Annotated in this window: 18 protein-coding genes and 1 riboswitch; of the genes, 15 read left to right on the plus strand and 3 right to left on the minus strand. The window is 73.1% G+C overall.

Features of this window, described 5'->3' with window-relative positions; translation table 11 throughout:
* The first annotated feature begins 152 nt into the window (after window positions 1–152).
* The gene (locus tag GA0115233_RS24415) at window positions 153–1,418 is read left to right on the plus strand and encodes an inorganic phosphate transporter (RefSeq protein WP_093722434.1); all 1,266 of its coding nucleotides are present in this window, start codon (window positions 153–155) and stop codon (window positions 1,416–1,418) included.
* 30 nt (window positions 1,419–1,448) lie between these two features.
* Complete coding sequence (locus GA0115233_RS24420; RefSeq protein ID WP_093722435.1) at window positions 1,449–1,670, plus strand: hypothetical protein; 222 nt, start codon at window positions 1,449–1,451, stop codon at window positions 1,668–1,670.
* A 33-nt stretch (window positions 1,671–1,703) separates the two neighbouring features.
* On the opposite strand, the gene GA0115233_RS24425 is transcribed toward GA0115233_RS24420, so the two are convergent.
* Entirely contained in the window at window positions 1,704–5,891 is a 4,188-nt protein-coding gene (locus GA0115233_RS24425) for an nSTAND1 domain-containing NTPase (RefSeq protein WP_093722436.1), read from the minus strand.
* Window positions 5,878–6,234, minus strand: coding sequence for a CU044_2847 family protein (locus GA0115233_RS24430; protein ID WP_250746993.1), 357 nt, complete (start codon window positions 6,232–6,234; stop codon window positions 5,878–5,880). The genes GA0115233_RS24425 and GA0115233_RS24430 overlap by 14 nt, the downstream gene beginning before the upstream one ends.
* Window positions 6,235–6,420: 186 nt before the next feature.
* A riboswitch (cobalamin riboswitch) is annotated at window positions 6,421–6,561 on the plus strand.
* A 100-nt stretch (window positions 6,562–6,661) separates the two neighbouring features.
* Between GA0115233_RS24430 and GA0115233_RS24435 the strand changes: the two genes are divergently transcribed.
* The 7 genes from GA0115233_RS24435 to cobI are packed head-to-tail and all read left to right on the plus strand — an operon-like array spanning window position 6,662 to window position 17,743.
* Window positions 6,662–7,603 (plus strand): cobalamin biosynthesis protein, encoded by a 942-nt coding sequence (locus GA0115233_RS24435; protein WP_093722437.1) that lies wholly within the window; start codon window positions 6,662–6,664, stop codon window positions 7,601–7,603.
* Window positions 7,600–9,111: a cobyric acid synthase gene (locus GA0115233_RS24440; RefSeq protein WP_093722438.1), complete on the plus strand. Its 1,512-nt coding sequence runs from the start codon at window positions 7,600–7,602 to the stop codon at window positions 9,109–9,111. Before GA0115233_RS24435 ends, GA0115233_RS24440 begins: the two co-directional genes overlap by 4 nt.
* Window positions 9,108–12,764, plus strand: coding sequence for a cobaltochelatase subunit CobN (gene cobN / locus GA0115233_RS24445; RefSeq protein ID WP_093722439.1), 3,657 nt, complete (start codon window positions 9,108–9,110; stop codon window positions 12,762–12,764). The genes GA0115233_RS24440 and cobN overlap by 4 nt, the downstream gene beginning before the upstream one ends.
* The gene (locus GA0115233_RS24450) at window positions 12,761–14,755 is read left to right on the plus strand and encodes a putative cobaltochelatase (RefSeq protein WP_093722440.1); all 1,995 of its coding nucleotides are present in this window, start codon (window positions 12,761–12,763) and stop codon (window positions 14,753–14,755) included. Before cobN ends, GA0115233_RS24450 begins: the two co-directional genes overlap by 4 nt.
* Window positions 14,755–15,354 (plus strand): cob(I)yrinic acid a,c-diamide adenosyltransferase, encoded by a 600-nt coding sequence (cobO, locus tag GA0115233_RS24455; RefSeq protein WP_093722441.1) that lies wholly within the window; start codon window positions 14,755–14,757, stop codon window positions 15,352–15,354. Before GA0115233_RS24450 ends, cobO begins: the two co-directional genes overlap by 1 nt.
* Window positions 15,354–17,012 (plus strand): cobyrinate a,c-diamide synthase, encoded by a 1,659-nt coding sequence (locus GA0115233_RS24460; protein WP_093722474.1) that lies wholly within the window; start codon window positions 15,354–15,356, stop codon window positions 17,010–17,012. The genes cobO and GA0115233_RS24460 overlap by 1 nt, the downstream gene beginning before the upstream one ends.
* On the plus strand, window positions 16,997–17,743 hold the full coding sequence (cobI, locus tag GA0115233_RS24465) for a precorrin-2 C(20)-methyltransferase (protein ID WP_093722442.1): 747 nt from the start codon (window positions 16,997–16,999) through the stop codon (window positions 17,741–17,743). The genes GA0115233_RS24460 and cobI overlap by 16 nt, the downstream gene beginning before the upstream one ends.
* 17 nt (window positions 17,744–17,760) lie before the next feature.
* On the opposite strand, the gene GA0115233_RS24470 is transcribed toward cobI, so the two are convergent.
* Complete coding sequence (locus GA0115233_RS24470; RefSeq protein ID WP_093722443.1) at window positions 17,761–18,489, minus strand: ZIP family metal transporter; 729 nt, start codon at window positions 18,487–18,489, stop codon at window positions 17,761–17,763.
* 107 nt (window positions 18,490–18,596) lie between these two features.
* Between GA0115233_RS24470 and cobM the strand changes: the two genes are divergently transcribed.
* The 6 genes from cobM to cobC are packed head-to-tail and all read left to right on the plus strand — an operon-like array spanning window position 18,597 to window position 24,857.
* Window positions 18,597–19,424 carry a precorrin-4 C(11)-methyltransferase gene (gene cobM / locus GA0115233_RS24475; protein WP_093722444.1) on the plus strand — a complete coding sequence of 276 codons (828 nt, stop codon included), beginning with the start codon at window positions 18,597–18,599 and terminating at the stop codon, window positions 19,422–19,424.
* The gene (gene cbiE, locus GA0115233_RS24480) at window positions 19,421–20,653 is read left to right on the plus strand and encodes a precorrin-6y C5,15-methyltransferase (decarboxylating) subunit CbiE (protein WP_093722445.1); all 1,233 of its coding nucleotides are present in this window, start codon (window positions 19,421–19,423) and stop codon (window positions 20,651–20,653) included. The genes cobM and cbiE overlap by 4 nt, the downstream gene beginning before the upstream one ends.
* Window positions 20,650–22,323, plus strand: coding sequence for a precorrin-3B C(17)-methyltransferase (cobJ, locus tag GA0115233_RS24485; protein ID WP_093722446.1), 1,674 nt, complete (start codon window positions 20,650–20,652; stop codon window positions 22,321–22,323). The genes cbiE and cobJ overlap by 4 nt, the downstream gene beginning before the upstream one ends.
* Window positions 22,320–22,907, plus strand: coding sequence for a precorrin-8X methylmutase (locus GA0115233_RS24490; protein ID WP_093722447.1), 588 nt, complete (start codon window positions 22,320–22,322; stop codon window positions 22,905–22,907). Before cobJ ends, GA0115233_RS24490 begins: the two co-directional genes overlap by 4 nt.
* Window positions 22,904–23,812: a sirohydrochlorin chelatase gene (locus GA0115233_RS24495; protein WP_093722448.1), complete on the plus strand. Its 909-nt coding sequence runs from the start codon at window positions 22,904–22,906 to the stop codon at window positions 23,810–23,812. Before GA0115233_RS24490 ends, GA0115233_RS24495 begins: the two co-directional genes overlap by 4 nt.
* The gene (gene cobC / locus GA0115233_RS24500) at window positions 23,802–24,857 is read left to right on the plus strand and encodes an Rv2231c family pyridoxal phosphate-dependent protein CobC (RefSeq protein ID WP_093722449.1); all 1,056 of its coding nucleotides are present in this window, start codon (window positions 23,802–23,804) and stop codon (window positions 24,855–24,857) included. The genes GA0115233_RS24495 and cobC overlap by 11 nt, the downstream gene beginning before the upstream one ends.
* The last annotated feature ends 134 nt before the right edge of the window (window positions 24,858–24,991 follow it).

A 24,991-nucleotide genomic window follows, 5' to 3' on the forward strand; every position in this document is an offset into this window, starting at 1 on the left:
TCTGCCGTACGTCACCAAGCGGAACCGCACGGTGAAAGCGGAATGCCTGGACCCCGTGTTCCGACACCGCGCGGCCCGCCCCAGTTCACCTTCCGTTCACTCAGGTTTCCTACCTTCAGCCGACCGATGACTTCGAACGATTGCCTGGGTAAATGGAAAGCTTCTCGCTGATCCTCGCGATTGTGGTGGTAACCGCACTCGCGTTCGATTTCACGAACGGTTTCCACGACACCGCCAACGCGATGGCCACCACCATCTCGACCGGCGCGCTCAAGCCCAAGGTCGCGGTGGCCATGTCCGCCGCGCTCAACCTTGTCGGCGCCTTCCTCTCCGTGGAGGTCGCCAACACGATCTCCAAAGGTCTCGTCGACGAGGCCGGCATCCGTCCCGAGGTCATCTTCGCCGCCCTGGTCGGCGCGATCCTCTGGAACCTCCTGACATGGCTGGTGGGCCTGCCCTCCAGCTCCTCGCACGCCCTCATGGGCGGCCTCATCGGCGCCACCATCGCCTCGGCGGGCGTCGGCGCGGTCCACGGCGACGTGCTCGTCACCAAGGTCCTGCTCCCGGCCGTCGCGGCCCCGATCGTCGCGGGCGTCGCGGCGATGTTCGCCACCCGGCTGACGTACTCCTTCGGCAAGAAGGCCGAAGGGTCCAAGGCGTCCGAGAAGGGGTACCGCGCCGGGCAGATCGCCTCGGCCGGCCTGGTCTCCCTCGCCCACGGCACCAACGACGCCCAGAAGACCATGGGCATCATCACCCTCGCCCTGGTCGCGGGCGGCGCCGTCGCCCCCGACTCCGACCCGCCCGTCTGGGTCATCCTCTCGGCGGGCCTCGCCATCGCGCTCGGCACCTACCTCGGCGGCTGGCGCATCATCCGCACCATGGGCAAGGGCCTGACCGACCTCCAGCCGCAGCAGGGCTTCGCCGCCCAGACCAGCGCGGCGACGGTCATCCTGGCCTCCTCCCACCTCGGCTTCTCCCTGTCCACCACGCACTCCGTCTCCGGCTCGGTGATGGGCGCGGGTCTCGGCCGCAAGGGCGGTGTCGTCCGCTGGTCGACGGCCACGCGGATGTTCGTCGCCTGGGGTCTGACCCTGCCGGCCGCCGCCCTGGTGGGTGCGATCGCGGAGTGGGTCACCGGCTTCGGCAGCTGGGGCACCGGGCTGGTCGCGGCGTTCCTGGTCGCCTCCAGCGCGGCGATCTGGAAGATCTCGCGGCGCGAGGTCGTCGACCACACCAACGTCAACGAGCCCGAGCCGGAGGAGCCCGCGGGTGTCGTGACCACGGCGGTCGCGGCGGTCGCTCCGCCTCCCACCGCGGGGGCGGTGAGCGAGGACCTGACGGCCACGATCGCGGCCCCGGTGACCGAACCGGCTCCGTCTCCGGCCCCGGCCGCGTCGCCGGCCACCACCGTCTGACCTCCCCCACCCGGCGAAGGAAACACCACCATGAAGATCGACTGGGCGGCTCTCGGCTCCGTCTTCGGCGTCAGCCTCGTGGTCACCGTGGCCCTCGTGGCCCTGTTCACCCTCGGCATCGCGGGCCTCGCGCGCCGCGAGCGGGCGGCGGAACAGGGCGGGTCCGCGGCTGCGGCCGTCACCGGGGCGTACGCGTGCTTCGCGGCTTGCGCGGCGGCGGTGGGGTACGGGATCTATTTGATCGTGGCCTGAACGACTCTTTCGCGCCCTGTTCCGGGGGCCCCTCTAGTGGGGGTTCGCGGGGCAGGGCGCTTCGCCGTTCGGCAGGGCGTAGTCGGCCAGGGGGACGCAGAGGGCTTTGACGAGTGCGTCGGGGTTCAAGGGGATGCGCCAGATCCCCCAGTCCGTGCCGTAGTGCAACCCGTCCTCGTCGATGCGCCAGGCGCTCTCTTCCCAGAGGCCGTCCAGCAGGCCGATCGCTTGCTCGCCTTCCTCGGACCAAAGCCCGGCACCGGAGCCTGAGTTGTGGACGGAGGTCAGCACCATGTGCCCGTCGGCGCCGTAGGCCCTGACCACGGGCTGATCTCCGACGGGCAGCCGCCGAAGCTCCTCCCCCGTGTCGGGGTCCAGCACGGCCAAACCGTCGCGCAGCATCACCGCCACGCGCTCTCCGTCGTCGCGGAACCGCAGCCCCAGCCGGTGGTGTTCGTCCCTGAGTGGGCCCAGTCGCCACGTGGTGCCGCGCCCCTCGGCTTCCTCAGGGTCCCAGAAGGTGACTGTTCCGTCCTGTCGCAGCACCCAGGCCGTCCCGTCCCTGGGCGAGACCTCGATGGCCAGACAGGGCGAGCTTTCCGGGTCGTCGCAGCCCGGCGCGTGGGCGGAAGCGAGGTCGCCCCGGCTGTCGAGCCGCTGGACGCCGCCCTTGCCGAGGACGAGGAAGTCGTCGCCGCTCAGCGAGCGGACGTCCCGCACGGCGGGGTCGGCCTTCACGTCGATCGCTCTTCTGACCAGACGCAGCCCGGTGGACCCCCGCTCGAAGAGCGCCCAGCCCGTGTCCCCGAAGGCCACCAGGAAGCGTCCGCTCCTGCTGAAGACGACGCTGTCGGAGTCCGCGCTGAAACCGGCCCTCTTGGTACGCAGTTGCCGCCGGTGCTTCCCGGTGCCCACCGCGATCACCAGGCGGGCTTCCGACAGCGCGGAGGCATGGGCCTCGCCGACCACGGCCAGCGTGCCCTGCGGGGCGAACGCGGCCGACTCCTTCCAGTCATGCCTCGGCAGGTCGTGGACCGGGGCCAGCCGGAAGGACACGAGATCCCGCTCGCACAGGACGTGCAGGACCGGACCGCCCGAGCCCCGCGCTGTGATGACGTCGCGCGCGTTGTCGGGGCACGCCTCCCGGATCCCCACGTAGGCGCCGGGCCGCGAGGTCATGTAGTCCGCGCCGGTCGCGGTGTCGTGCCAGACGGCATCACGTGTCACGTCACCGCCGACGAAGCGTCCCGTCGCGTCCGAGACCGACTGCGACCGGTATCTCCCCGCCGCCAAAATCCGGTCGCCGGTGGCCGGATTCCGATAGCCTCCGTCGAATTCCCGCACCCCTGCGGCCCCCAGCGTCCGGCCCCCGGCACCGAGCACAGCCATGTCGAAGGGCCCGTCCGTCCATCGCCGCGAGCCGGAACTCAGCGCGTGCGCACGCACGGTCTCGGGCTCCCGGGCGTCCCCCGTGGGCGCCTCCTCACGGACGACGATCAGCGACTCGCCCTCGTCCCGGCCGGCGACCAGCGCAGCGTCCATCAGACACTTGTCCGCCCCGGGTACGCCGGGCGGCGGTCCAGTCGTACGCCCGCGACCTGTGTCACGCAGGTGTATCCGCACCCGGTCCTGCTTCGTGCCCTCAAGGCACGTGCCCGCCCCCTCGTACTCCTCCTCCGTCACGGCCGCCACGTGCAGCAACACCCTGCCGTCGCCCGAGAAGTCCAGGGCGACACTGCTTGCCCCCGCCGGCCCTGGACGCTCCTTCCACTCGTCCACGATCCCGCCGTCGCGAGACCGCCACACCCTCCCCCGCCCGTCCGGCCCCGCCGCCGCGATCCGGGCCCCGTCATCGCTGACCGCGACCGAGTCAACGCCCTCGGGCACCCCGGGCAGCCGGTGCTTGCGCGGTCTGCCGGCGGACAGCCCGGTGACGGCCCACCCCCGCAGCCCGCCCCGGTCGCCCTCCTCCAGCACCGCCACCCGGCTCCCGTCCGCCGAGGCGGCCAGTGCCTTCACCCGCCCGTCCAGGAACCCCTCGCGGACGCTGCGGGCCATGGACATACCGGGATAGGCATTGAGCAGCGCCCTGTGCGTCTCCTCGGTCGGCGCCGTCCGATGTGCGAGCACCGCCAGCGCGGCTCCCTCGACCGGGTCTTCGTCGAACCGCTCCATCGACCGTTCCGCCAGCTCATTCGCCGCCGCCACCCGCTCCCTGCGCTGCGCGTCCCGCCCCGCCTGCGTAATGAAGTACGTCAGGGTCGCCGCGACCACGGCCAGCACCGTCACCAGCGCCACGCCCGTTCGCCTCCGCCGCACCGACCGCCGCTGATACTGCCTGCTGAGGCGGATGAACCCGGACTCCAAGTCGGACAGCTCCCCCACCCGAGCCCGAGCCACCCCCAACTCCCTCCCCCGCAGCAACAAATCCTCGTGCCTGTCGCTCTCCTCCCACTCCCGCACCCGCCCCCGGAGCTTCTCGTGCCAGGCCAGGAAGTCACGGGACTCGTCCAGCCACCCCCGCAAGGTGGGCCACTGCCGGACCAGGGCCTCGTGGGCCAGCGCGACCGTCTCCCGCCCCGAGCTGTCCCGTGAGATGACCAGCAGCCGAGTCCCCGCCAACGCCTGTGCAGCCGCCCGCAATTCCGCCGGCAGTTGGTCGAAGGACCGCGCGACACGGGCGTACTCCTTGCCCCGCACCGGACGGGCCAGCCGCTCGAAGAGGCGGCGGGCCGTGGCCTCGTCGGGGCCGCCGGGGGACTTGCAGACCTGGGTGAGTTGATGGTCCGCGTACCGGGACAGCGCTCCCTCCACGCCTCCGATCTCCCGGTACGCGGCGTGCGTCAGGCGGCCGTGCTCCCTCCGGTCCCACAGCTCCGCCAGCGCGAACTCGACCAGCGGGAGCGCCCCCGGTTCGCCCCCTGCCTCCGCGACCAGCGCCTCCGGCAGGCCCGGTTCGAAGTCCACCCCCGGAATCGCCTCGATCGGGCGGCGGACCACCTCGTCCAGCTGGGCGGGAGTCATGGGCGCCACCATCTGGACCGTGCCGCTCAGCGCCTCCGCACGGCCACCCGTCACCAACTCCTCCAGGGACGCCGACCGCAGAGTCGCCAGCACCCGCAGGCGGCGGCCCCCCGGATGCGCGGCGCGGGCCATCGGCAGCAGGACATCCAGCAGGGCACGGGCGTCGGCCGGGCGCGCCCCCACCGTCTCCTCGAACTGGTCCAGAAGGATCACGTGCCCGGCAGGCCCTGACTCCCTGAGCACACCCGCGCCCAGCAGCGTCGCCGTCTCGCGGTCATGGCCCAGGGCGCGCGCCAGGTCCCGTACCGACGGGAACTCGGCCCCCAGCGCCTCCCCCAGCGTCCGTACCGGGTCCGTGTCCGGCTGGCCCGCGAAGTCCGTCACCGAATAGCCCGCCGCGCGGAGCAGAGGGAGTACCCCGGCTCGTACCAGCGAGGACTTGCCCACCCCTGACGCTCCCGCCACCGGCACGAACGGGTGGTCGCGCAGCGCCTCCGCGATGCGCGCGCTGTCCGCCTGGCGGGCGAAGAACACCGCCGCGTCCTGTTCCCGGAAGGCCTCCAGGCCCCGGAAGGGGGACGGGCACAGGGCCGGGTCCAGGCCCAGGAGGTGCGCGGCCGGGATGAGATACGCCGTGCTCGCGCCCGCCCCTGTGTCGGCGGCCACCGTCATGCCGACCACGCCGCCCTGTTCCGTGTCCCAGACCGGGCCGCCCGAGAAGCCCCGGCCGATCGCCCGGCCCTGCGGCTCCATCGACGTCCAGCCCTTGCCCACCGGGGCGCGGAGGCGGCCGTCCACCCAGACTCCGTGGTTGTCGGTGCGCAGGGGGAAGCCCAGGACTCGGAACGGGTGGTCCCAGACCGACGTGCCGCCCGCCAGGCGTACCGCTGCCGTCCCCGGCACCGGGTCCACGCTCAGCAGCGCGATGTCGCCGCCGCCGTCCGACGCCACCGGGCGCCAGTGCGTGACCGTCGTCGGTACGCGGGCGGAGGGCTCGGGCAGGAGTGGGAAGTCGACCGTCACCGGCCCCGACGGCGGCGAGAGGTCCGTGTCGGGCACTCCCAGCGCACTCGCCACCACATGCGCGCACGTGCACAGCGTGTTCTCGGCGATCAGGAAACCCGTGCCCGTGACCTCGCCGTCCGTGCTCCAGAAGCGGGCGATGCCGCGCGGGAGTTCGTCGTCAGGGGCGGGCATCGGTGGTGCGCTGGGCGGGCAGTTCGGGGTCGTTCGCCCAGTTCATGGTGACCGTGAAGTGCGCCTCGGTGGAGCCGCGGGCGACGACCACGCCCGCCTCCGCGCTCAGGGTGATCCCGAACTCCACCGTGACGGAGTCGGGCGTTCTGGGCAGGGCGCGGGCGTTCTCCAGGACCGCTCCCAGCGCCGGACGGACCCGGGCGAGGGCCTGTTGCAGGGTTTCCGCCGCGCCCGCGACCTGGCCGCCACGCGACACGCGCTGCACTCCGGCCGGTCCGTCGCCCGCCACCTCCAGCAGCACGACCTGCCCGTCGTCCAGCACCATTTCGCCCACGTACGCCACGGACCCGGCCTCCCCCTCGGCTCTGCTCGGTCGGTTCAGATATTCCAGTTCGTCACCGCACGCAGCCGCAAGGTGATTCCCCGTAGTCAGCTCATGTGGGTGAAACACCTGAGGCATCGTCGCCCCCACAGACCCGGTATGAGCCTCAGCACACTCTCCCCTCGCAGGTCAACGGCAAGTTGACGGCTCATTCGGGGGCGTGGTGGACTGCCCGAGCCAATTACGGCGGCAGGAGAGGAAGCCGGTGCGAATCCGGCGCGGTCCCGCCACTGTCACCGGGGTAGTAACCCCCGGGAGCCAGGAACTCTCACCGCCGGTCTAGTCGAGCCAGGGCGTGGACACCCTGAGTGAGGACATATCGCGATGCCCGCATGCCGATCGACATCCAGCACCAGAACCTTTTCTGACTCCACGATCGGCTGAGCCGATGCGGGCCGATCGCGTCTTCGCGTACGGCACCGCCGCCGGCCTCCTGGGCGACCTGCTGCTCGGCGATCCTCGCCGGGGGCATCCGGTCGCCGTGTTCGGGCGGGCCGCGGGCGCCGTGGAACGGCGGTTGTGGCGTGACGACCGCGGCCGGGGTGTGCTGCACACCGTCGTGTGCGCCGGTGGCGCCGTGGCGGTTGGGGCGCTCGCGTCGCGTGTCGTGCGCCGGTCCCCGCTCGCTTCCGTCGCGCTCACCGGGGTCGCCACCTGGGCCGTTGTCGGCGGGACTTCGCTTGCCCGCGAGGCCCGGAATATCGGGCGTGCGCTTGAGGCGGGGGACGTCGAGGCGGCGCGGGCGCGGCTGCCGCATCTGTGCGGGCGGGACCCGCAGGCGCTGGACGCCGACGGGATCGCGCGTGCCGTGGTGGAGTCCGTCGCCGAGAACACCTCCGACGCCGTCGTCGGCGCGCTCGTGTGGGGTGCCGTGGGCGGCGTGCCGGGGCTGCTCGGCTTCCGGGCCGTGAACACCCTTGACGCCATGGTCGGTCACAAGTCGTCCCGCTACCTGCGCTACGGCTGGGCCTCCGCCCGCCTCGACGACGTCGCCGGCTGGCCGGGAGCCCGGCTGACCGCCGTGCTCGCCACCGTCGCCGGGAGCGATCCGCGGGGTGCGGTACGGGCCTGGCGTGCCGACGCGGACAGGCACCCGAGCCCCAACGCCGGGCCCGTGGAGGCCTCGTTCGCCGGGGCGCTCGGGGTGCGGCTCGGCGGGACCTTGTCGTACGGCGGGCGTGTGGAGCACCGGCCGGTGCTCAACGAGGAAGGACGGGCCGTGGAAGTCGCCGACATCGAGCGTGCCGTACGGCTGTCGCGGCGGGTGAGCTGGCTGGCGCTCGGGGTCAGCGCCGCAGCGCGCCGCGTGGTGCGGGGGAAGCGGTCATGAGCGGCGGGGGGCTGCTCGTCGCCGGGACGACCTCCGACGCGGGCAAGAGCGTGGTGACCGCCGGGATCTGCCGCTGGCTGGTCCGGCAGGGGGTCAAGGTCGCGCCGTTCAAGGCGCAAAACATGTCGCTGAACTCGTTCGTCACCCGCGAGGGCGCCGAGATCGGGCGGGCGCAGGCCATGCAGGCCCAGGCGTGCCGGGTGGAGCCGACCGCGCTGATGAACCCCGTGCTGCTCAAGCCGGGCGGGGACCAGAGCAGTCAGGTCGTGCTCATGGGCAAGCCGGTGGGCGAGTTGAGCGCACGCGGCTACCACGGCGGACGGCAGCAGCAGTTGCTCGGCACGGTGCTCGACTGTCTCGCCGAGTTGCGGGGCACGTATGACGCGGTGATCTGTGAGGGGGCGGGCAGCCCGGCCGAGATCAATCTGCGGCGCACCGACATCGTCAACATGGGCATCGCCCGCAACGCCAATCTGCCGGTGGTCGTGGTCGGTGACATCGACCGGGGCGGTGTCTTCGCCTCCTTCTTCGGGACGGTGGCGCTGCTGTCGCCCGAGGACCAGGCGCTGGTCGCCGGGTTCCTGGTCAACAAGTTCCGCGGGGACGTGTCCCTGCTGGAACCCGGCCTGGACATGCTGCACGGCCTGACCGGGCGGCACACCTTCGGCGTACTGCCGTTCCAGTACGGGCTCGGCATCGACGAGGAGGACGGGCTGCGGGTCTCCCTGCGCGGGGCCGTCCGGGAGTCCGAGGTCTCCTCCCCCGTCGGCGAGGACGTGCTGCGCGTGGCCGTGTGCGCCGTGCCGTTGATGTCCAACTTCACGGACGTGGACGCGCTCGCCGCCGAACCCGGCGTCGTGGTGCGGTTCGTGGACCGGCCCGAGGAGCTGGCCGACGCCGACCTCGTCGTGGTCCCCGGCACCCGCGGCACCGTCAAGGCGCTGGAGTGGCTGAGGGAGCGGGGGCTCGCGGACGCTCTCGTGCGCCGGGCCGCCGAACAGCGGCCCGTCCTCGGCATCTGCGGCGGCTTCCAGGTGCTCGGCGAGCACATCGAGGACGACGTGGAGAGCCGCCGGGGGCACGTGGACGGGCTCGGCATCCTGCCCGTACGGGTGCGGTTCGCCCGCGAGAAGACCCTCACCCGGCCCGTCGGCGAGGCCCTCGGGGAGAGCGTCGAGGGGTACGAGATCCACCACGGGGTCGCCGAAGTCGCAGGCGGCGAGCCCTTCCTGGACGGGTGCCGGGTCGGCCAGACCTGGGGCACCCACTGGCACGGCTCGCTGGAGTCGGACGGCTTCCGGCGCGCCTTCCTGCGCGAGGTGGCGGCCGCCGCCGGCCGGCGTTTCGTCCCGGCCGCCGACACCTCCTTCGCCGCGCTGCGCGAGGAGCAGCTCGACCGGCTCGGCGACCTGATCGAACAGCACGCGGACACCGACGCGCTCTGGCGGCTCATCGAGTCGGGCGCGCCGACAGGACTGCCTTTCATTCCACCGGGAGCGCCCGCATGAGCACAGTGTTGTTGTTGTCGACCGCCGACACGGACCTGCTGGCGGCCAGGGCCGCGACCGGCGCCTCCTACCGGATCGGCAACCCGACCCGCGTGGACGTCGAGCAGGACCTGCCCGGACTCGTCGAGGGCGCCGACATCGCCGTCGTACGGCTGCTGGGCGGTAAGCGGGCCTGGGAGGACGGGCTCGCCGGGCTCAAGGCGTCCGGCATTCCGACCGTGCTGCTGGGCGGGGAGAGCGTCCCGGACGCCGAGCTGATGGCCGAGTCCTCGGTACCCGCCGGAGTCGTCGCCGAGGCGCTGAAGTACCTGGTCGAGGGCGGCCCCGCCAACCTCACCGAACTCGCCCGGTTCCTCTCCGACACCGTGCTGCTGACCGGCGAGGGCTTCGTCGAGCCGCAGAGGATGCCCGAGTACGGCGTCCACGGCACCCCCGCGTGGGAGGAGGGCCGTCCCACGGTCGGCGTGCTCTTCTACCGGGCCCACGAACTCAGCGGCAACACCGCCTTCGTGGACACCCTCTGCCAGGCCATCGAGGCGCGCGGGGCCAACGCCCTTCCCGTGTACTGCGGTTCGCTGCGCGGCGCGGACGCGGGGTTGTACGAGATCCTGGGCCGGGCCGACGCGCTCGTCGCCACCGTCCTCGCGGCGGGCGGCACCCACGCCTCGCAGGCCTCGGCGGGCGGCGACGAGGAGGCCTGGGACATCGGCGCCCTCGCCGACCTCGACATCCCGGTGCTGCAAGGGCTCTGCCTCACCTCCTCCCGCGCGGCCTGGGAGGAGTCCGACGCCGCCCTCTCCCCCATGGACGCGGCGATGCAGGTCGCGATCCCCGAGTTCGACGGCCGACTCATCACCGTGCCGTTCTCCTTCAAGGAGCAGGGACCGGACGAGGTCCCGGTGTACGTCGCCGACCCGGAGCGGGCCGCGCGCGTGGCCGGGATCGCCGTACGGCACGCGCGGCTCAAGCACAAGCCCAACGCGGAGAGGCGGCTGGCCCTCGTCTTCACCGCCTACCCGACCAAGCACTCCCGCGTCGGCAACGCCGTCGGCCTGGACACCCCCGCCTCGGCGGTGAAGGTGCTGGACGCGCTCAAGGACGCCGGGTACCACCTGACCGAATACCCCTCCGGCGGCGACGAGTTGATCCACCGGCTCATCGAGGCCGGCGGCCACGACGTGGAGTGGCTCACCGAGGAGCAGCTCGCCGCCGCGCCCGCGCGGGTGCCGCTCGCGGACTACCGGGAATGGTTCGACAAGCTCGACGAGGAGCTGCGCGAGGCGATGCTGGAGGCGTGGGGCGAGCCGCCGGGCTCGCTGTACGTGGACGGCGACGACATCGTGCTCGCCTCCCTCCAGTTCGGGAACGTCGTCGTGATGATCCAGCCGCCGCGCGGCTTCGGCGAGAACCCCATCGCCATCTACCACGACCCCGACATGCCGCCCTCGCACCACTACATGGCCGCCTACCGCTGGCTGGAGAACAGCTTCGGCGCCGACGCCATCGTGCACATGGGCAAGCACGGCACGATGGAGTGGCTGCCCGGCAAGGGCCTCGGCCTCGGCCGGGGCTGCGCGCCGGACGCGGTGCTCGGTGAACTCCCGCTGATCTACCCGTTCATCGTCAACGACCCCGGTGAGGGCACCCAGGCCAAGCGGCGCGGCCACGCCACGGTCGTCGACCACCTGGTCCCGCCGATGGCCCGTGCGGACACGTACGGCGACCTGGCCAAGCTGGAGCAGCTCCTCGACGAGTACGCGCTCGTCTCCGACCTGGACCCGACCAAGGCTCCGGCCGTGCGGGCGCAGATCTGGACGCTGGTGAAGGCCGCCGAGCTGCACCACGACCTGCACGTCGACGAGCAGCCGGACGACGAAGAGTTCGACGAGTTCGTCATGCACATCGACGGCTACCTGTGCGAGATCAAGGATGTGCAGATCCGCGACGGCCTGCACATCCTGGGCGGCGGCCCGGTCGGTGAACCGCGCGTGAACCTCGTGCTGGCCGTCCTGCGCGCCTCCCAGGTGTGGGGCGGGCAGGCGAACGCCCTGCCGGGGCTGCGGTCCGCCCTCGCCGCCCATTTCGGGCTGGTCGAGAAGGAACTGCTGGCCGAGCCGGGCGCACCCGTGAAGGTGCCGGTGGAGCTGACGGACCTGGTCGAGGGGCCGGCCCGGACCGCCGCCGACGCCATCGACCTGCTGGAGCAACTCTGCCGCCGGGTCGCGGAGGGCATGGAGGAACGGGACTGGCGGACCGCCGAGGTACCGGGGCTGGTCCGGGACGTACTCGGCGTCGAACTGCCGGACGCGGTGGCGGTGTTGGAGTTCGCCTGCGACGAGGTCGTGCCGCGGCTGGCCCGTACGACGGACGAGATCGGGCACATCCTGCGCGCCCTGAGCGGCGGTTACGTGCCCGCCGGTCCGTCCGGGTCGCCGACCCGCGGTCTGGTCAACGTCCTGCCGACCGGCCGGAACTTCTACTCCGTCGACCCCAAGGCGATCCCGTCCCGGCTGAGCTGGGAGGTCGGGCAGTCGCTGGCGGACTCGCTGGTGCAGCGGTACGTGCAGGACACCGGCGAGTACCCGAAGTCCGTCGGGCTGACGGTGTGGGGCACGTCCGCCATGCGCACTCAGGGCGACGACATCGCGGAGATCCTGGCGCTGCTCGGGTGCCGTCCGGTGTGGGACGACGCCTCGCGCCGGGTGACCGGGTTCGAGGTGGTAGCTCTGGAGGAACTGGGGCGCCCGCGCATCGACGTCACGGTCCGTATCTCCGGGTTCTTCCGGGACGCGTTCCCGCATGTGGTCGGGCTGATCGACGACGCGGTACGGGCGGTGGCGGAGCTGGACGAGCCCGCGTCGTCCAATTACGTGCGGGCCCATGTCGAGGAGGACGTCGCGGAGCACGGGGACCGCAGGCGGGCCACGGCACGCGTCTTCGGGTCCAAGCCGGGGGCGTACGGCGCCGGTCTGCTGCCGCTGATCGACGCCCGCAACTGGCGCTCAGACGCCGACCTCGCGGAGGTGTACGCGGTGTGGGGCGGCTACGCCTACGGGCGCGGGCTCGAAGGGCGGGCGGCGCGCGGGGACATGGAGACGGCGTTCAAGCGGATCGCGGTGGCGGCGAAGAACGTCGACACGAGAGAGCACGACCTGGTCGACGCCGACGACTACTTCCAGTACCACGGCGGCATGGTCGCCATGGTGCGGCACCTGACGGGCGCCTCCCCGGAGGCGTACGTGGGTGACTCGGCGACCCCGGATCAGGTGAGGACGCGGACGCTGGGCGAGGAGACTCACCGGGTGTTCCGGGCGCGGGTGGTGAATCCCAGGTGGATGGCCGCCATGCGCCGGCACGGATACAAGGGCGCCTTCGAGATGGCGGCGACCGTGGACTACCTGTTCGGGTACGACGCCACGGCCGGGGTCGTCGACGACTGGATGTACGAGAAGTTGTCGGCGGAGTACGTCTTCGACCCGGAGAACCGGGACTTCATGAAGAAGTCCAACCCCTGGGCGCTGCGCGGCATCACCGAGCGGTTGCTGGAGGCGGCGGACCGCGGCCTGTGGGCGGAGCCGGACGCGGAGACGCTGGAGCGGCTGCGGGCCACCTATCTGGAGCTGGAAGGCGATCTGGAGGGCGACGACAAGTGACCACCCCGTTTCCGTTCACGGCCGTCGTCGGCCAGGACGACCTGCGGCTCGCTCTGCTGCTGAACGCGGTCTCGCCCGCCGTCGGCGGTGTGCTGGTGCGCGGCGAGAAGGGCACCGCGAAGTCGACGGCCGTACGCGCGCTCTCGGCGCTGCTGCCGGAGGTGGCGGTCGTGCCCGGCTGCCGTTTCTCCTGCGCCCCCGCCTCCCCCGACCCCGCCTGCCCGGACGGGCCGCACGAGCCCGGCAACGGCACCGCGCGGCCCTCCCGTATGGTCGAACTGCCCGTCGGCGCCTCCGAGGACCGGCTGGTCGGCGCTCTCGACATCGAGCGGGCACTCGCCGAGGGCGTGAAGGCCTTCGAGCCGGGGCTGCTGGCCGACGCGCACCGGGGCATCCTCTACGTCGACGAAGTCAACCTTCTGCACGACCACTTGGTCGACCTCCTGCTGGACGCCGCCGCGATGGGCGCCTCCTACGTCGAGCGGGAGGGTGTCTCCGTACGGCATGCCGCGCGGTTCCTGCTGGTCGGGACCATGAACCCCGAAGAGGGCGAGCTGCGGCCGCAGTTGCTGGACCGGTTCGGGCTGACCGTCGAGGTGGCCGCTTCCCGCGAGCCCGATCAGCGGGTGGAGGTGGTGCGGCGCAGGCTCGCGTACGACGACGATCCTGCGGGGTTCGCGGCGCGCTGGGCCGACGAGGAGGCCGCCGTACGGCAACGGATCGTCGCGGCACGGGAGTTGCTGCCGCAGGTCCGGCTCGGGGACGGGGCGCTGCGGCAGATCGCGGCGACCTGTGCCGCCTTCGAGGTGGACGGTATGCGCGCCGACATCGTGATGGCGCGTACCGCGACCGCGCTGGCGGCCTGGGCCGGGCGTACCGATGTGCTCGCGGAGGACGTGCGGCAGGCGGCGCTGCTCGCGCTGCCGCATCGGCGGCGGCGCAATCCCTTTGACGCGCCGGGACTTGACGAGGACAAGCTGGATCAGACCCTGGAGGAGTTCTCCGGTTCCGAGGACGACGACCCCGACCCCGACGGCGGTGGCCCCGGTGGTGGCGGTGGGCAGCCCGCGCCGGACCAGGGGCCGCAGGGCGGGGACACCGGGGCTCGGCCCGAGGAGGGCGAGGGCGGGCAGCCGCAGCCGTCCGGTGCCGGTGAGCAGTCGGCCGTACGGGCCGCCGAGCCGTTCCGTACCAAGGTGCTGAGCGTGCCGGGGATCGGTGAGGGTGCCGCGGGGCGGCGTTCGCGGGCGCGGACCGAGCACGGGCGGACGACCGGTGCGCGGCGTCCTCGGGGAGCGCTGACCAAGCTGCATCTGGCCGCCACCGTGCAGGCCGCCGCTCCGCATCAGCGGGCCCGTGGGCGGTCCGGGCCGGGGCTGGTCGTACGGCGGGACGATCTGCGGCAGGCGACGCGGGAGGGGCGTGAGGGCAACCTCGTGCTGTTCGTCGTGGACGCCTCCGGGTCGATGGCGGCGCGGCAGCGGATGAGTGCCGTGAAGGGTGCCGTGCTGTCGCTGCTGCTGGACGCCTATCAGCGGCGGGACAAGGTGGGGCTGGTGACGTTCCGGGGGGCGGCTGCGGAGGTCGCTCTGCCGCCCACGTCGTCCGTGGACGCTGCGGCGGCCCGGCTGGAGTCGCTGCCCACGGGTGGGCGTACGCCGCTCGCCGCCGGGCTGTTGCGCGCCCATGAGGTGCTGCGCGTGGAGCGGTTGCGGGACCCGGCGCGGCGGCCTCTGGTGGTCGTGGTGACCGACGGGCGGGCCACGGGTGGTCCGGAGCCGGTCGCGCTAGCGGGGCGGGCGGCCCGGCTGTTCGCGGCCGAGGGGGTTGCCTCGGTGGTCGTCGACTGTGAGTCGGGGCCGGTGCGGCTGGGGCTCGCCGGGCAGTTGGCCGGGGAGCTGGGCGGTACGGCGGTGACGCTGGACGAGTTGCGGGCCGACTCGATCGCCGGGCTGGTGCGGGACGTGACGTCGACGAGGAGGGCCGCGTAATGCCCAAGGGACAGCCGAGTGTGGTGCCGGACGACGGGCTGACCACGCGGCAGCGGCGCAACCGGCCGCTGGTCGTGGTGCACACCGGGATCGGCAAGGGCAAGTCCACCGCCGCGTTCGGGCTCGCGCTGCGGGCCTGGAACCAGGGGTGGCCGATCGGGGTGTTCCAGTTCGTCAAGTCGGCGAAGTGGAAGGTCGGCGAGGAGAACGCGCTGCGGGTGCTGGGAGCGTCCGGGGAGGGCGGTTCCGTCGACTGGCACAAGATGGGCGAGGGCTGGTCGTGGGTGCAGCGCGATCAGCAGATGGACAACGAGGAGAAGGCCCGCGAGGGCTGGGAGCAGGTCAAGCGGGACCTGGCCGCCGAGACGTACAAGCTGTACGTGCTCGACGAGTTCGCGTACCCCATGCACTGGGGGTGGGTGGACACCGATGAGGTGATCTCAGTGCTGCGGGAGCGGCCGGGGACGCAGCATGTCGTGATCACCGGGCGGAACGCGCCCGAGAAGCTCGTCGACTTCGCGGATCTCGTGACCGACATGTCCAAGGTGAAGCATCCGATGGACGCCGGTCAGAAGGGGCAGAGGGGCATCGAGTGGTGATGTCCTCGTCCGTTCCTCGGCTGGTCATCGCCGCGCCGGCCTCCGGCAGCGGCAAGACCACGGTTGCCACGGGTCTGATGGCCGCGTTCGCCGCGCGGGGGCTTGCCGTGTCCCCGCACAAGGTGGGGCCGGACTACATCGATCCCGGGTATCACGCGCTCGCGTGCGGGCGGGTGGGGCGGAACCTCGACGCGTATCTGTGCGGGCCCGAGTTGGTGGGGCCGCTGTTCCTGCACGGGGCGCGCGGGTGTGACGTGGCCGTCGTCGAGGGTGTGATGGGGCTGTACGACGGGGTCGCGGGCGGGGGTGAGCTGGCGTCCACGGCGCATGTCGCGAAGTTGTTGCGGGCGCCGGTGGTGCTTGTCGTCGACGCGTCTTCGCAGGCTCGGTCGGTGGCCGCGCTTGTGCATGGGTTCGTCTCGTTCGATCCGGAGGTCCGGGTCGGTGGGGTGATTCTGAACAAGGTCGGTTCGGATCGGCACGAGGAGTTGTTGCGGGAGGCGTTGGAGTCGGTCGGGGTGCCGGTGCTGGGGGTGCTGCGGCGGGCGGTTCAGGTGGATACGCCTTCTCGGCATCTGGGGTTGGTGCCGGTTGCGGAGCGGCGTGCGGCGGCGGTTTCTGCGGTGGCTGCGATGGGGGCGCAGGTTGCCGACGGGTGTGATCTGGAGGGGTTGCTTTCGCTGGCGCGTAGCGCGGGGGCCGTGTCGGGTGCGGCCTGGTGTGCGGCTGATGCCTTGGGTTCTTCGCCCCCGCCGCCCCTTCCCGTCCCGTCCCCGGGGGCTGCCGCCCCCGGACCCCCGCCTGTCGGCCCTGAACGGGCCTCGTCCTCAAACGCCGGACGGGCTGGACACAACCGGCCAGCGTTCCCAAACGCAGGACGGGCTGGACACAACCGGCCAGCGTTCCCAAACGCCGGACAGGCTGGACACAACCGGCCAGCGTTCCCAAACGCCGGACAGGCTGGACACAACCGGCCTGCGTTCTCAAACGCCGGACGGGCTGGACACAACCGGCCTGCGTTCTCAAACGCCGGACGGGCTGAGGATGCCGGCCGGTCGCCGAGAGTCGCCGTGGCCGGTGGGCCCGCCTTCACCTTCTCCTATGCCGAGCACTCCGAGCTGCTCACCGCTGCCGGGGCCGAGGTCGTCACGTTCGATCCGCTTCACGACGAGGAACTGCCCGAAGGCACCCGGGGTCTCGTCATCGGCGGTGGGTTCCCCGAGGTGTACGCCTCCGAGTTGTCCGCCAATGAGCCGCTGCGCAAGGCCGTTGCCGAACTGGCCCGGTCCGGCGCTCCCGTTGCCGCCGAGTGTGCCGGGTTGCTGTATCTGTGCCGGGAGTTGGACGGGCTGCCCATGTGCGGGGTGCTGGAGGCCGAGGCGCGGATGAGCGAGCGGCTGACGCTCGGGTATCGGGAGGCCGTTGCCGTGGGGGACAGTTCGCTCGCTGTCGCGGGGACGCGGATGCGGGGGCACGAGTTTCATCGGACCGTCGTGGAGCCGGGGGCCGGGCGTGCGCCCGCCTGGGGTGTGCTGTCGCCGGAGCGGCGGGTCGAGGGGTTTGTACAGCGTGGTGTGCACGCGAGTTATCTGCACACGCACTGGGCGGCGGCGCCCGGTGTCGCCCGTCGGTTCGTGGAGAGGTGCCGGACGTCATGAGCAGCAGCAAGTTGATCGGTGTCGGGGTCGGTCCCGGCGATCCGGAGCTGGTGACCGTCAAGGGTGTGCGCGCGCTGCAGGACGCTGATGTCGTCGTCGTGCCGGTGATGGACACCGGGGAGCGGGGGCGGGCCGAGGCCACGGTTCTGCACTATGTCGGTGCGGAGAAAATCGTACGGGTCGTGTTCGCGCTGAACGAGCGGACCGATCGGCGGCGGCGGGAGGATGCCTGGGACGCCGCCGGGGCTCGGGTCGCCGAGTTGCTGCGGGAGCACGCGGTCGTCGCCTTCGCCACCATCGGTGACCCGAACGTGTACTCCACCTTCACCTATCTCGCCCACACCATTGGCGAGCTGGTGCCCGACGCCGTGGTCGAGACGGTGCCGGGTATCACCGCCATGCAGGATCTCGCCGCGCGTTCCGGTGCCGTGCTCACCGAGGGGACCGAGCCGTTGACCCTGGTGCCGGTGACCGCCGGGGCCGCCGTGCTCAAGGACGCCCTGGCGGGGCCCGGGACCGTGGTGGCGTACAAGTTCGGGCGGCAGGCCGCCGAGGTGGCCGAGGCGCTGCGGGAGACCGGGCGGATCGGGGACGCGGTGTGGGGTGCCGCGCTCGGGCTGCCCGAGGAGTCGATCCGGCCCGCCGGTGAGATGGACGGGTCCCCCTTGCCGTATCTCTCCACGCTGATCGCGCCCGCGCGGCGCGACGGCGGGCGGGGTGGGAAGTTGTGAGCCGCCCGCGTCCGGCCTCACTCGGCGACGCCCACCACCAGCCAGATGAACGCCGCCCCGGCGATCGTGCACAGGACGGTGGAGCGGGCGGGGTGTTCGTGGTGGGCCTCGGGGAGGATCTCCGCCGCCGCGAGGTAGAGCAGCGCGCCGCCGAACAGGCCGAGATAGCCGCCGAGTACGGCCTCGGGGATGGTCACGAAGGTCGTGCAGGCCGCGCCGACGACGGGTGCGAGCGCGTCGGCGAGGAGCATGAGCTGGGCCCGGCGGCGGGCGTTCCCGTACAGGCTGGTGATCGTGTACGTGTTGAAGCCGTCGGCGAAGTCGTGGGCGATGACCGCGAGGGCGACAGCCACGCCCATGCCGCCGCCGACCTGGAAGGCCGCGCCGATGGCGACGCCGTCCATCGCGCTGTGGCCGACCATCGCGGCGGCCGCCGTCAGGCCCACCTCGGGGGTCCGGCCGTTGTGCTCCTCGCCGCCGTGCGCGGCCTGGCGGACGGCCAGCAGGCGTTCCACCAGGTGGGCCAGGAGGAATCCGGCCACGAACAGCAGCAGCGCGGCGGGGACGCCGTGGATCTCCTCCCCCGCCGCCCGAAGCGCCTCGGGCAGCAGGTCGAGGCCGACCACGCCGAGCATCAGTCCGCCGGCCAGGCCCAGCACGAGGTGGCGGCGGTCCGTCACGCGTTGCGCCGTCCAGCCGCCGGCCAGCGTCATCAGGAACGCGCCGAGCGCGACGAAGACCGCCATAGGGCTTTGCTACCGGATTCGGGCGCACGGGGGCGAATCCGACGCCCGCGCGGCCACTGAACTTTTCCCACCTACGCAGCACCACCCGTACGAGAGGACCCTCCCCCATGGCCGATGCCCCCAACGGCAAGGTGACCTTCGTCGGTGCCGGTCCCGGCGCCGCCGATCTGCTGACGTTCCGGGCCGCGCGCGCCATCGCCGAGGCCGATGTGGTGATCTGGGCGGCCAGCCTGGTGCAGGAGGAGGTCCTCCAGCACGCGCGGGAGGACGCCGAGATCCTGGACTCGGCGGCCATGTCCCTGGAGGACGTGGTGGCCGTGTACGAGCGGGCGCGGGCGGAAGGGTTGCGGGTCGCCCGTATTCACTCCGGTGACCCGGCCCTGTGGGGCGGTACGCAAGAGCAGCTCGACAGGTGTGCGGAGATCGGGATCGACACCGAGGTGGTGCCCGGGGTGTCGGCGTTCTCGGCGGTGGCCGCGCTCGCGCAGCGCGAGCTGACGATTCCCGAGGTCGCGCAGTCGGTGGTGCTGACCCGGCTCGGTGGCGGCAAGACGCCGATGCCTCCGGGTGAGGAGGTGCGGGAGTTCGCCCGGCACGGGACGACGATGGCGATCTTCCTTTCGGCGGCCCGCAGCGGGCAGTTGGTGCGGGAGCTGCTGGAGGGCGGCTATCCGACGGACACCCCGGTCGTGGTCGCGTACCAGGCGACCTGGCCGGAGGAGCTGATCGTGCGGTGCACGGTGGGCACGCTGGAGGAGACGGTCAAGGAGCACAAGCTGTGGAAGCACACGCTGTTCCTGGTCGGTCCGGCGCTGTCGGCGCACGGGACGCGTTCGCATCTGTACCACCCCGGCCACTTCCACGGGTTCCGCAAGGCCGATCCTCAGGCGCGGCGGGCGCTGCGCGAGCGCGGGGCGAGCGGGGCGGGAACGTGATCACGGTCGTCGGTACGGGGACGGGGGCGCCGCTCGACGCGGGGGTGCTGGCCGGGGCCCGGCTCGTGGTGGGCGGGCGCCGGCATCTGGACGCGGCGCCGGTTCCGGCGGACGCGGAACGGGTCGTGCTCGGGTCGCTCGCTCCCGCCCTGGACGTCATCGAGCGGCATCTGGACAAGGCGCACAGGGTGGTCGTGCTGGCCTCCGGTGACCCGGGGTTCTTCGGGATCGTGCGGGTGCTGGCGGAGCGGTTCGGGTCCGGTGCGCTGGACGTGCGGCCGGGGGTGTCGTCCGTGGCCGCCGCGTTCGCGCGGGCGGGGGTGCCGTGGGACGACGCGGTCGTCGTCAGCGCGCACGGGCGGGACCCGCGTACGGCCGTGAACGTGTGCCGGGCGCGGCCGAAGGTGGCGGTGCTGACCGGGCCGGGGGCCGGTCCGGCGGAGCTGGGGGCGGCGCTGCGCGGCTCGGCCCGCGTGCTGTTGGTGGCCTCCGCGCTGGGTACGGCCGAGGAGCGCGTGGAGCGGGTCACGCCCGCCGAGGCCGCGGACCGGGACTGGGGTGCGGCGGTGAGTGTCGTGCTGTGTCTGGACGAGGCGCGGCTGCTGGGGCTGGTGCGCACGGTCGCGGGGCCGCCCGCCGGGCCCGCCGGGTGGGCGCTGGCCGAGGCGGAGTTCGCGCACCGGGACTCGATGATCACCAAGTTCGAGGTGCGGGCGCTGGCACTGGCCCGGCTCGGGCCCCGGCTCGGTGACCTGGTGTGGGACGTGGGCGCGGGCTCGGGCTCGGTGGCCGTGGAGTGCGCGCGGCTCGGGGCCGCCGCCGTCGCGGTGGAGAAGACCCGGGACGGTGTGGAGCGGATCCGCGCCAACGCCGCCGCGCACGGGGTCGACGTGCACGCCGTGCACGGTGCGGCCCCCGCCGCGCTCACCGAACTGGACGACCCGGACGCGGTGTTCGTCGGCGGTGGTGGTGCCGAGCTGCCCAAGATCGTGTCGGTGTGCGCGCGGCGCGCCCGGCGCGGCGTGGTCGTCGCCATGGCGGCCCTGGACCGGGTTCCGGCGGCGCGGGACGCGCTCACGGAGGCCGGGTTCGACTGCGACGGGGTGCTGTTGCAGTCCTCGCGGCTCGCGCCGCTGCCGGGGGATGTGTCCCGGCTGGCGGCGACCAATCCCGTTTTCCTGCTCTGGGGTGTGCGAACTCCCCCTGTCGACGAAGGAGTTGCTCAGTGATCGGCCTGATTTCCGCCACCGCGGCGGGTGCGGCCGCGCGGGACCGGCTGGCCGCGGCGTGGCCGGAGCGGACGCGCGTGTACGAGGGTCCGGTGGCGGACGCCGTACGGGCCGCCTTCGCGGAGTGCGAGCAGCTCGTGTGCTTCCTGGCCACGGGGGCGGTGGTGCGCCTGGTGGCGCCGCTGCTCGGGGACAAGCGGACCGACCCGGGTGTGGTCTGCGTCGACGAGGGCGGGCGGTTCGCCGTGTCGCTGGTCGGCGGGCACGGCGGGGGCGCCAATGCGCTGGCCGGTGAGGTCGCCGAGGTGCTGGGGGCGCAGCCGGTGGTGACGACGGCGACGGACGCGGTCGGGCTGCCCGGCCTGGACACCCTCGGCCTCCCGGTGGAGGGCGATGTGGCCGCCGTGTCACGGGCCCTGCTGGACGGCGAACCGGTGGCGCTGCGCGCGGAGTTGGCGTGGCCGCTGCCCGCGCTGCGGACCGGCGGGGAGGGCGCGTACACGCTGCGCGTGACGGACCGTGCCGTCGAACCCGCCGAGCGGGAGGCCGTACTGCGTCCGCCGTCGCTGGTGGTGGGCGTCGGCGCCTCGAAGGGGGCCCCGGTCGACGAGGTCCTCGGGTTGATCCACCGGTCGCTGGAGGGGCTCTCCCCGCTCTCGGTGGCGCATCTGGCCACCGTGGACGCCAAGGCCGAGGAGCCCGGCATCGTGGCGGCGGCCGAACGGCTCGGGGTGCCGCTGGTGACGTACCCGGCCGGGGAGCTGGCCCGGATCGACGTCCCCAACCCCTCCGAGCACCCCCTCGCCGCCGTGGGCACCCCCTCGGTCGCCGAGGCGTCGGCGCTGTACGAGGGCGGCGAACTCCTCGTCCCCAAGCGGAAGTCGGCGATGGCCACCTGCGCGGTCGTACGGCGTCCCGCGCGCGGCCGGCTGGCCGTGGTCGGCCTGGGTCCGGGCGCCCGCGATCTGCTCACCCCGCGGGCGAAGGCCGAACTGCGGCGCGCCTCGGTGCTGGTGGGCCTCGACCAGTACGTCGACCAGATCCGCGATCTGCTGCGTCCCGGCACCCGGGTGCTGGAGTCCGGGCTCGGCGCCGAGGAGGAGCGGGCGCGTACGGCGGTGGCCGAGGCCCGTGCGGGGCATGCCGTGGCGCTGATCGGCAGCGGGGACGCCGGGGTGTACGCGATGGCCTCGCCCGCGCTGGCGGAGGCGAGCGACGACATCGAGGTGGTCGGGGTGCCCGGGGTGACCGCGGCGCTCGCGGCCGGGGCGATCCTCGGTGCTCCCCTGGGCCACGACCACGTCTCCATCAGCCTGTCCGACCTGCACACGCCGTGGGAGGTCATCGAGCGGCGGGTACGCGCGGCGGCCGAGTCGGACCTCGTGGTGACCTTCTACAACCCCCGCTCCCGCGGCCGTGACTGGCAGTTGCCCAAGGCGCTCGCCGTGCTGTCGGAGCACCGCGAGCCGTCGACGCCGGTCGGTGTCGTACGCAACGCCTCCCGGCCGGACGAATCCAGCCGTCTCACCACGCTCGGCGAACTGGACCCGGCGTGGGTGGACATGATGACCGTCGTGACCGTCGGCAACACCGCCACGCGCAACATCGCCGGACGCATGGTCACCCCGCGCGGCTACCGCTGGCAGGCGTCGCAGGAGGATGCGCAGTGAACCGAGTCGTCCACCCCATCGAGGAGGAGTCCTACCGGCGGCTGCGCGCCCGCCTGGACACCTCGCACTTCCCGCCGCTGACCCGGGCGGTCGTGGAGCGGGTCATCCACTCCGCCGCCGACCTGGACTACGCCGACGACCTCGTCATGGACGAGGGCGAGCTTGAGCGGGCGCACGCGGCACTGCACGCCGGGGCGCCGGTCGTCGTGGACGTGGAGATGGTCGCGGCCGGGATCACCCGGCGCGAGACCGTCTGCCGCCTGCGCGACGCGGTCGCCGGACCCGGGCTGACCCGCTCCGCGCACGCCATCCGGCTCGCCTACGAGCAGGTCGGGCCCGGCGCCCTGTGGGTGATCGGCAACGCGCCGACCGCCCTGGAGGAACTGCTGACCCTGGACGCCGAACCGGCGCTGGTGATCGGGCTGCCGGTCGGTTTCGTCGGCGCCGTCGAGTCCAAGGCCGCGCTGCGCGAGACCGGGCTGCCCGCCGTGAGCAACGTGTCCGAGAAGGGCGGTTCGGCGGTCGCCTCGGCCGCCCTCAACGCCCTGCTGTACCACCCCACTTCACCCGAGGAGACACCGTGACCACCCCGCCCGCGCTGCTCATCGCCGGCCATGGCACCCGGGACGACGCCGGAGCCGAGGCGTTCCGTGACTTCGTCCGGGAGCTGGGCCGCCGCCACCCCGACCTGCCGGTGGCGGGCGGTTTCATCGAGCTGTCCCCGCCGCCGCTCGGCGACGCGGTCACCGAGCTGGTGCAGCAGGGGGTGCGCCGGTTCGCCGCGGTGCCGCTGATGCTGGTCTCCGCCGGGCACGCCAAGGGCGACATCCCGGCGGCGCTGGCCCGCGAGAAGGAGCGCCACCCCGGTATCTCGTACACCTACGGCCGCCCGCTGGGCCCGCACCCGTCGCTGCTGAACGTGCTGGAGCGGCGGCTTGAGGCGGTGCTCGGCGACTGGGACCGCGCGGAGGTGACGGTGCTGCTGGTGGGGCGCGGGTCGACGGACCCGGACGCCAACGCCGAGGTGCACAAGGCGGCCCGACTGCTGTGGGAGGGGCGCGGATACGCGGGCGTGGAGACGGCGTTCGTGTCGCTGGCCGCGCCGGACGTGCCGAGCGGCCTGGACCGGTGCGCGAAGCTGGGCGCGCGGAAGGTCGTGGTGCTGCCGTACTTCCTGTTCACCGGGATCCTGCCGGACCGGGTGAAGGCGCAGACCGAGGAGTGGGCCGCCGCGCGTCCCGAGGTGGCGGTGGCCTCGGCCGAGGTGATCGGTCCGGAGCCGGAGCTGCTGGATCTGGTGATGGAGCGGTACGAGGAGGCCGTCAAGGGCGATCTGCGGATGAACTGCGACTCGTGCGTGTACCGGATCGCGCTGCCCGGGTTCGAGGACAAGGTGGGACTGCCGCAGCAGCCGCACTTCCACCCGGACGACGACGGCCACCATCACCACCACGGCCATCACCACGGGGCTCACTCGCATGCGCACTGAGGGCCATGACCTGCGGCACCACGGGGACGCGGAGGTCCGGGACGACGGTTCGGCGCTGGTGGATCTGGCGGTGAACGTCCGCGCGGACACCCCGCCTGCGTGGCTGCGGGAGCGGATCGCCGGCTCGCTCGGCTCGCTGGCCGCCTACCCGGACGGGCGGGCGGCGCGGGCCGCGGTGGCGGCGCGGCACGGGCTGCCGGTGGAGCGGGTGCTGCTGACGGCGGGCGCCGCGGAGGCGTTCGTACTGCTGGCGCGGGCCCTGAAGGTGCGTCAACCCGTGGTCGTGCACCCTCAGTTCACCGAGCCGGAGGCGGCACTGCGGGACGCGGGGCACACCGTGGACCGGGTGCTGCTGCGCGAGGAGGACGGCTTCCGGCTCGATCCGGCGGCGGTCCCGGAGGAGGCGGACCTGGTGGTCGTCGGCAACCCGACGAACCCGACGTCGGTCCTCCACCCGGCCGCGTCGCTCGTCCAACTCGCGCGCCCCGGGAGGACGTTGGTGGTGGACGAGGCGTTCATGGATGCCGTGCCGGGTGAACGCGAGGCCCTGGCGGGGCGTACGGACGTGCCCGGCCTGGTGGTCCTGCGCAGCCTCACCAAGACCTGGGGGCTCGCCGGGCTGCGCATCGGGTACGTCCTGGCCGACCCCGAGACGATCACGGAGCTGGAGCGGGCCCAGCCGCTGTGGCCGGTGTCCACCCCGGCGCTGGCCGCGGCCGAGGCGTGCGTGGAACCGCGGGCGCTGGCCGAGGCCGGACACGCGGCCCATCGCATCGCCGCCGACCGGGCCCATCTCGTCGCCGGGCTGCGGGAGTTCGCGGCACGCGGAGTGCGGGTGGCGGAACCGGCGGAGGGGCCCTTCGTCCTCGTACGGCTGCCGGAAGCAGCGGCCGTACGGCGGCGCCTGCGGGAGCTGGGCTTCGCGGTGCGCCGCGGGGACACGTTCCCCGGGCTCGACGAGCGGTGGCTGCGGCTGGCGGTGCGGGACCGGGGGACGGTGGACGCGTTCCTCACGGCACTGGACCGGGCGTTGACGGCTCGCTGAGCCGGGGCGCTGGACGCGCTCCTCCGCCCGCGGGGCGTCGCCGAGCCGGGCGACGGCGGATGGCATTCCGGGGACGTCGGACCAGCCGCTCGCGGCGCAGGCGGGCCAGGGCCCCGGCGAGGAGGGGCCCGACC

The organism is Streptomyces sp. DI166 (assembly GCF_900091315.1).
GTDB classification, from domain to species: domain Bacteria; phylum Actinomycetota; class Actinomycetes; order Streptomycetales; family Streptomycetaceae; genus Streptomyces; species Streptomyces fuscus.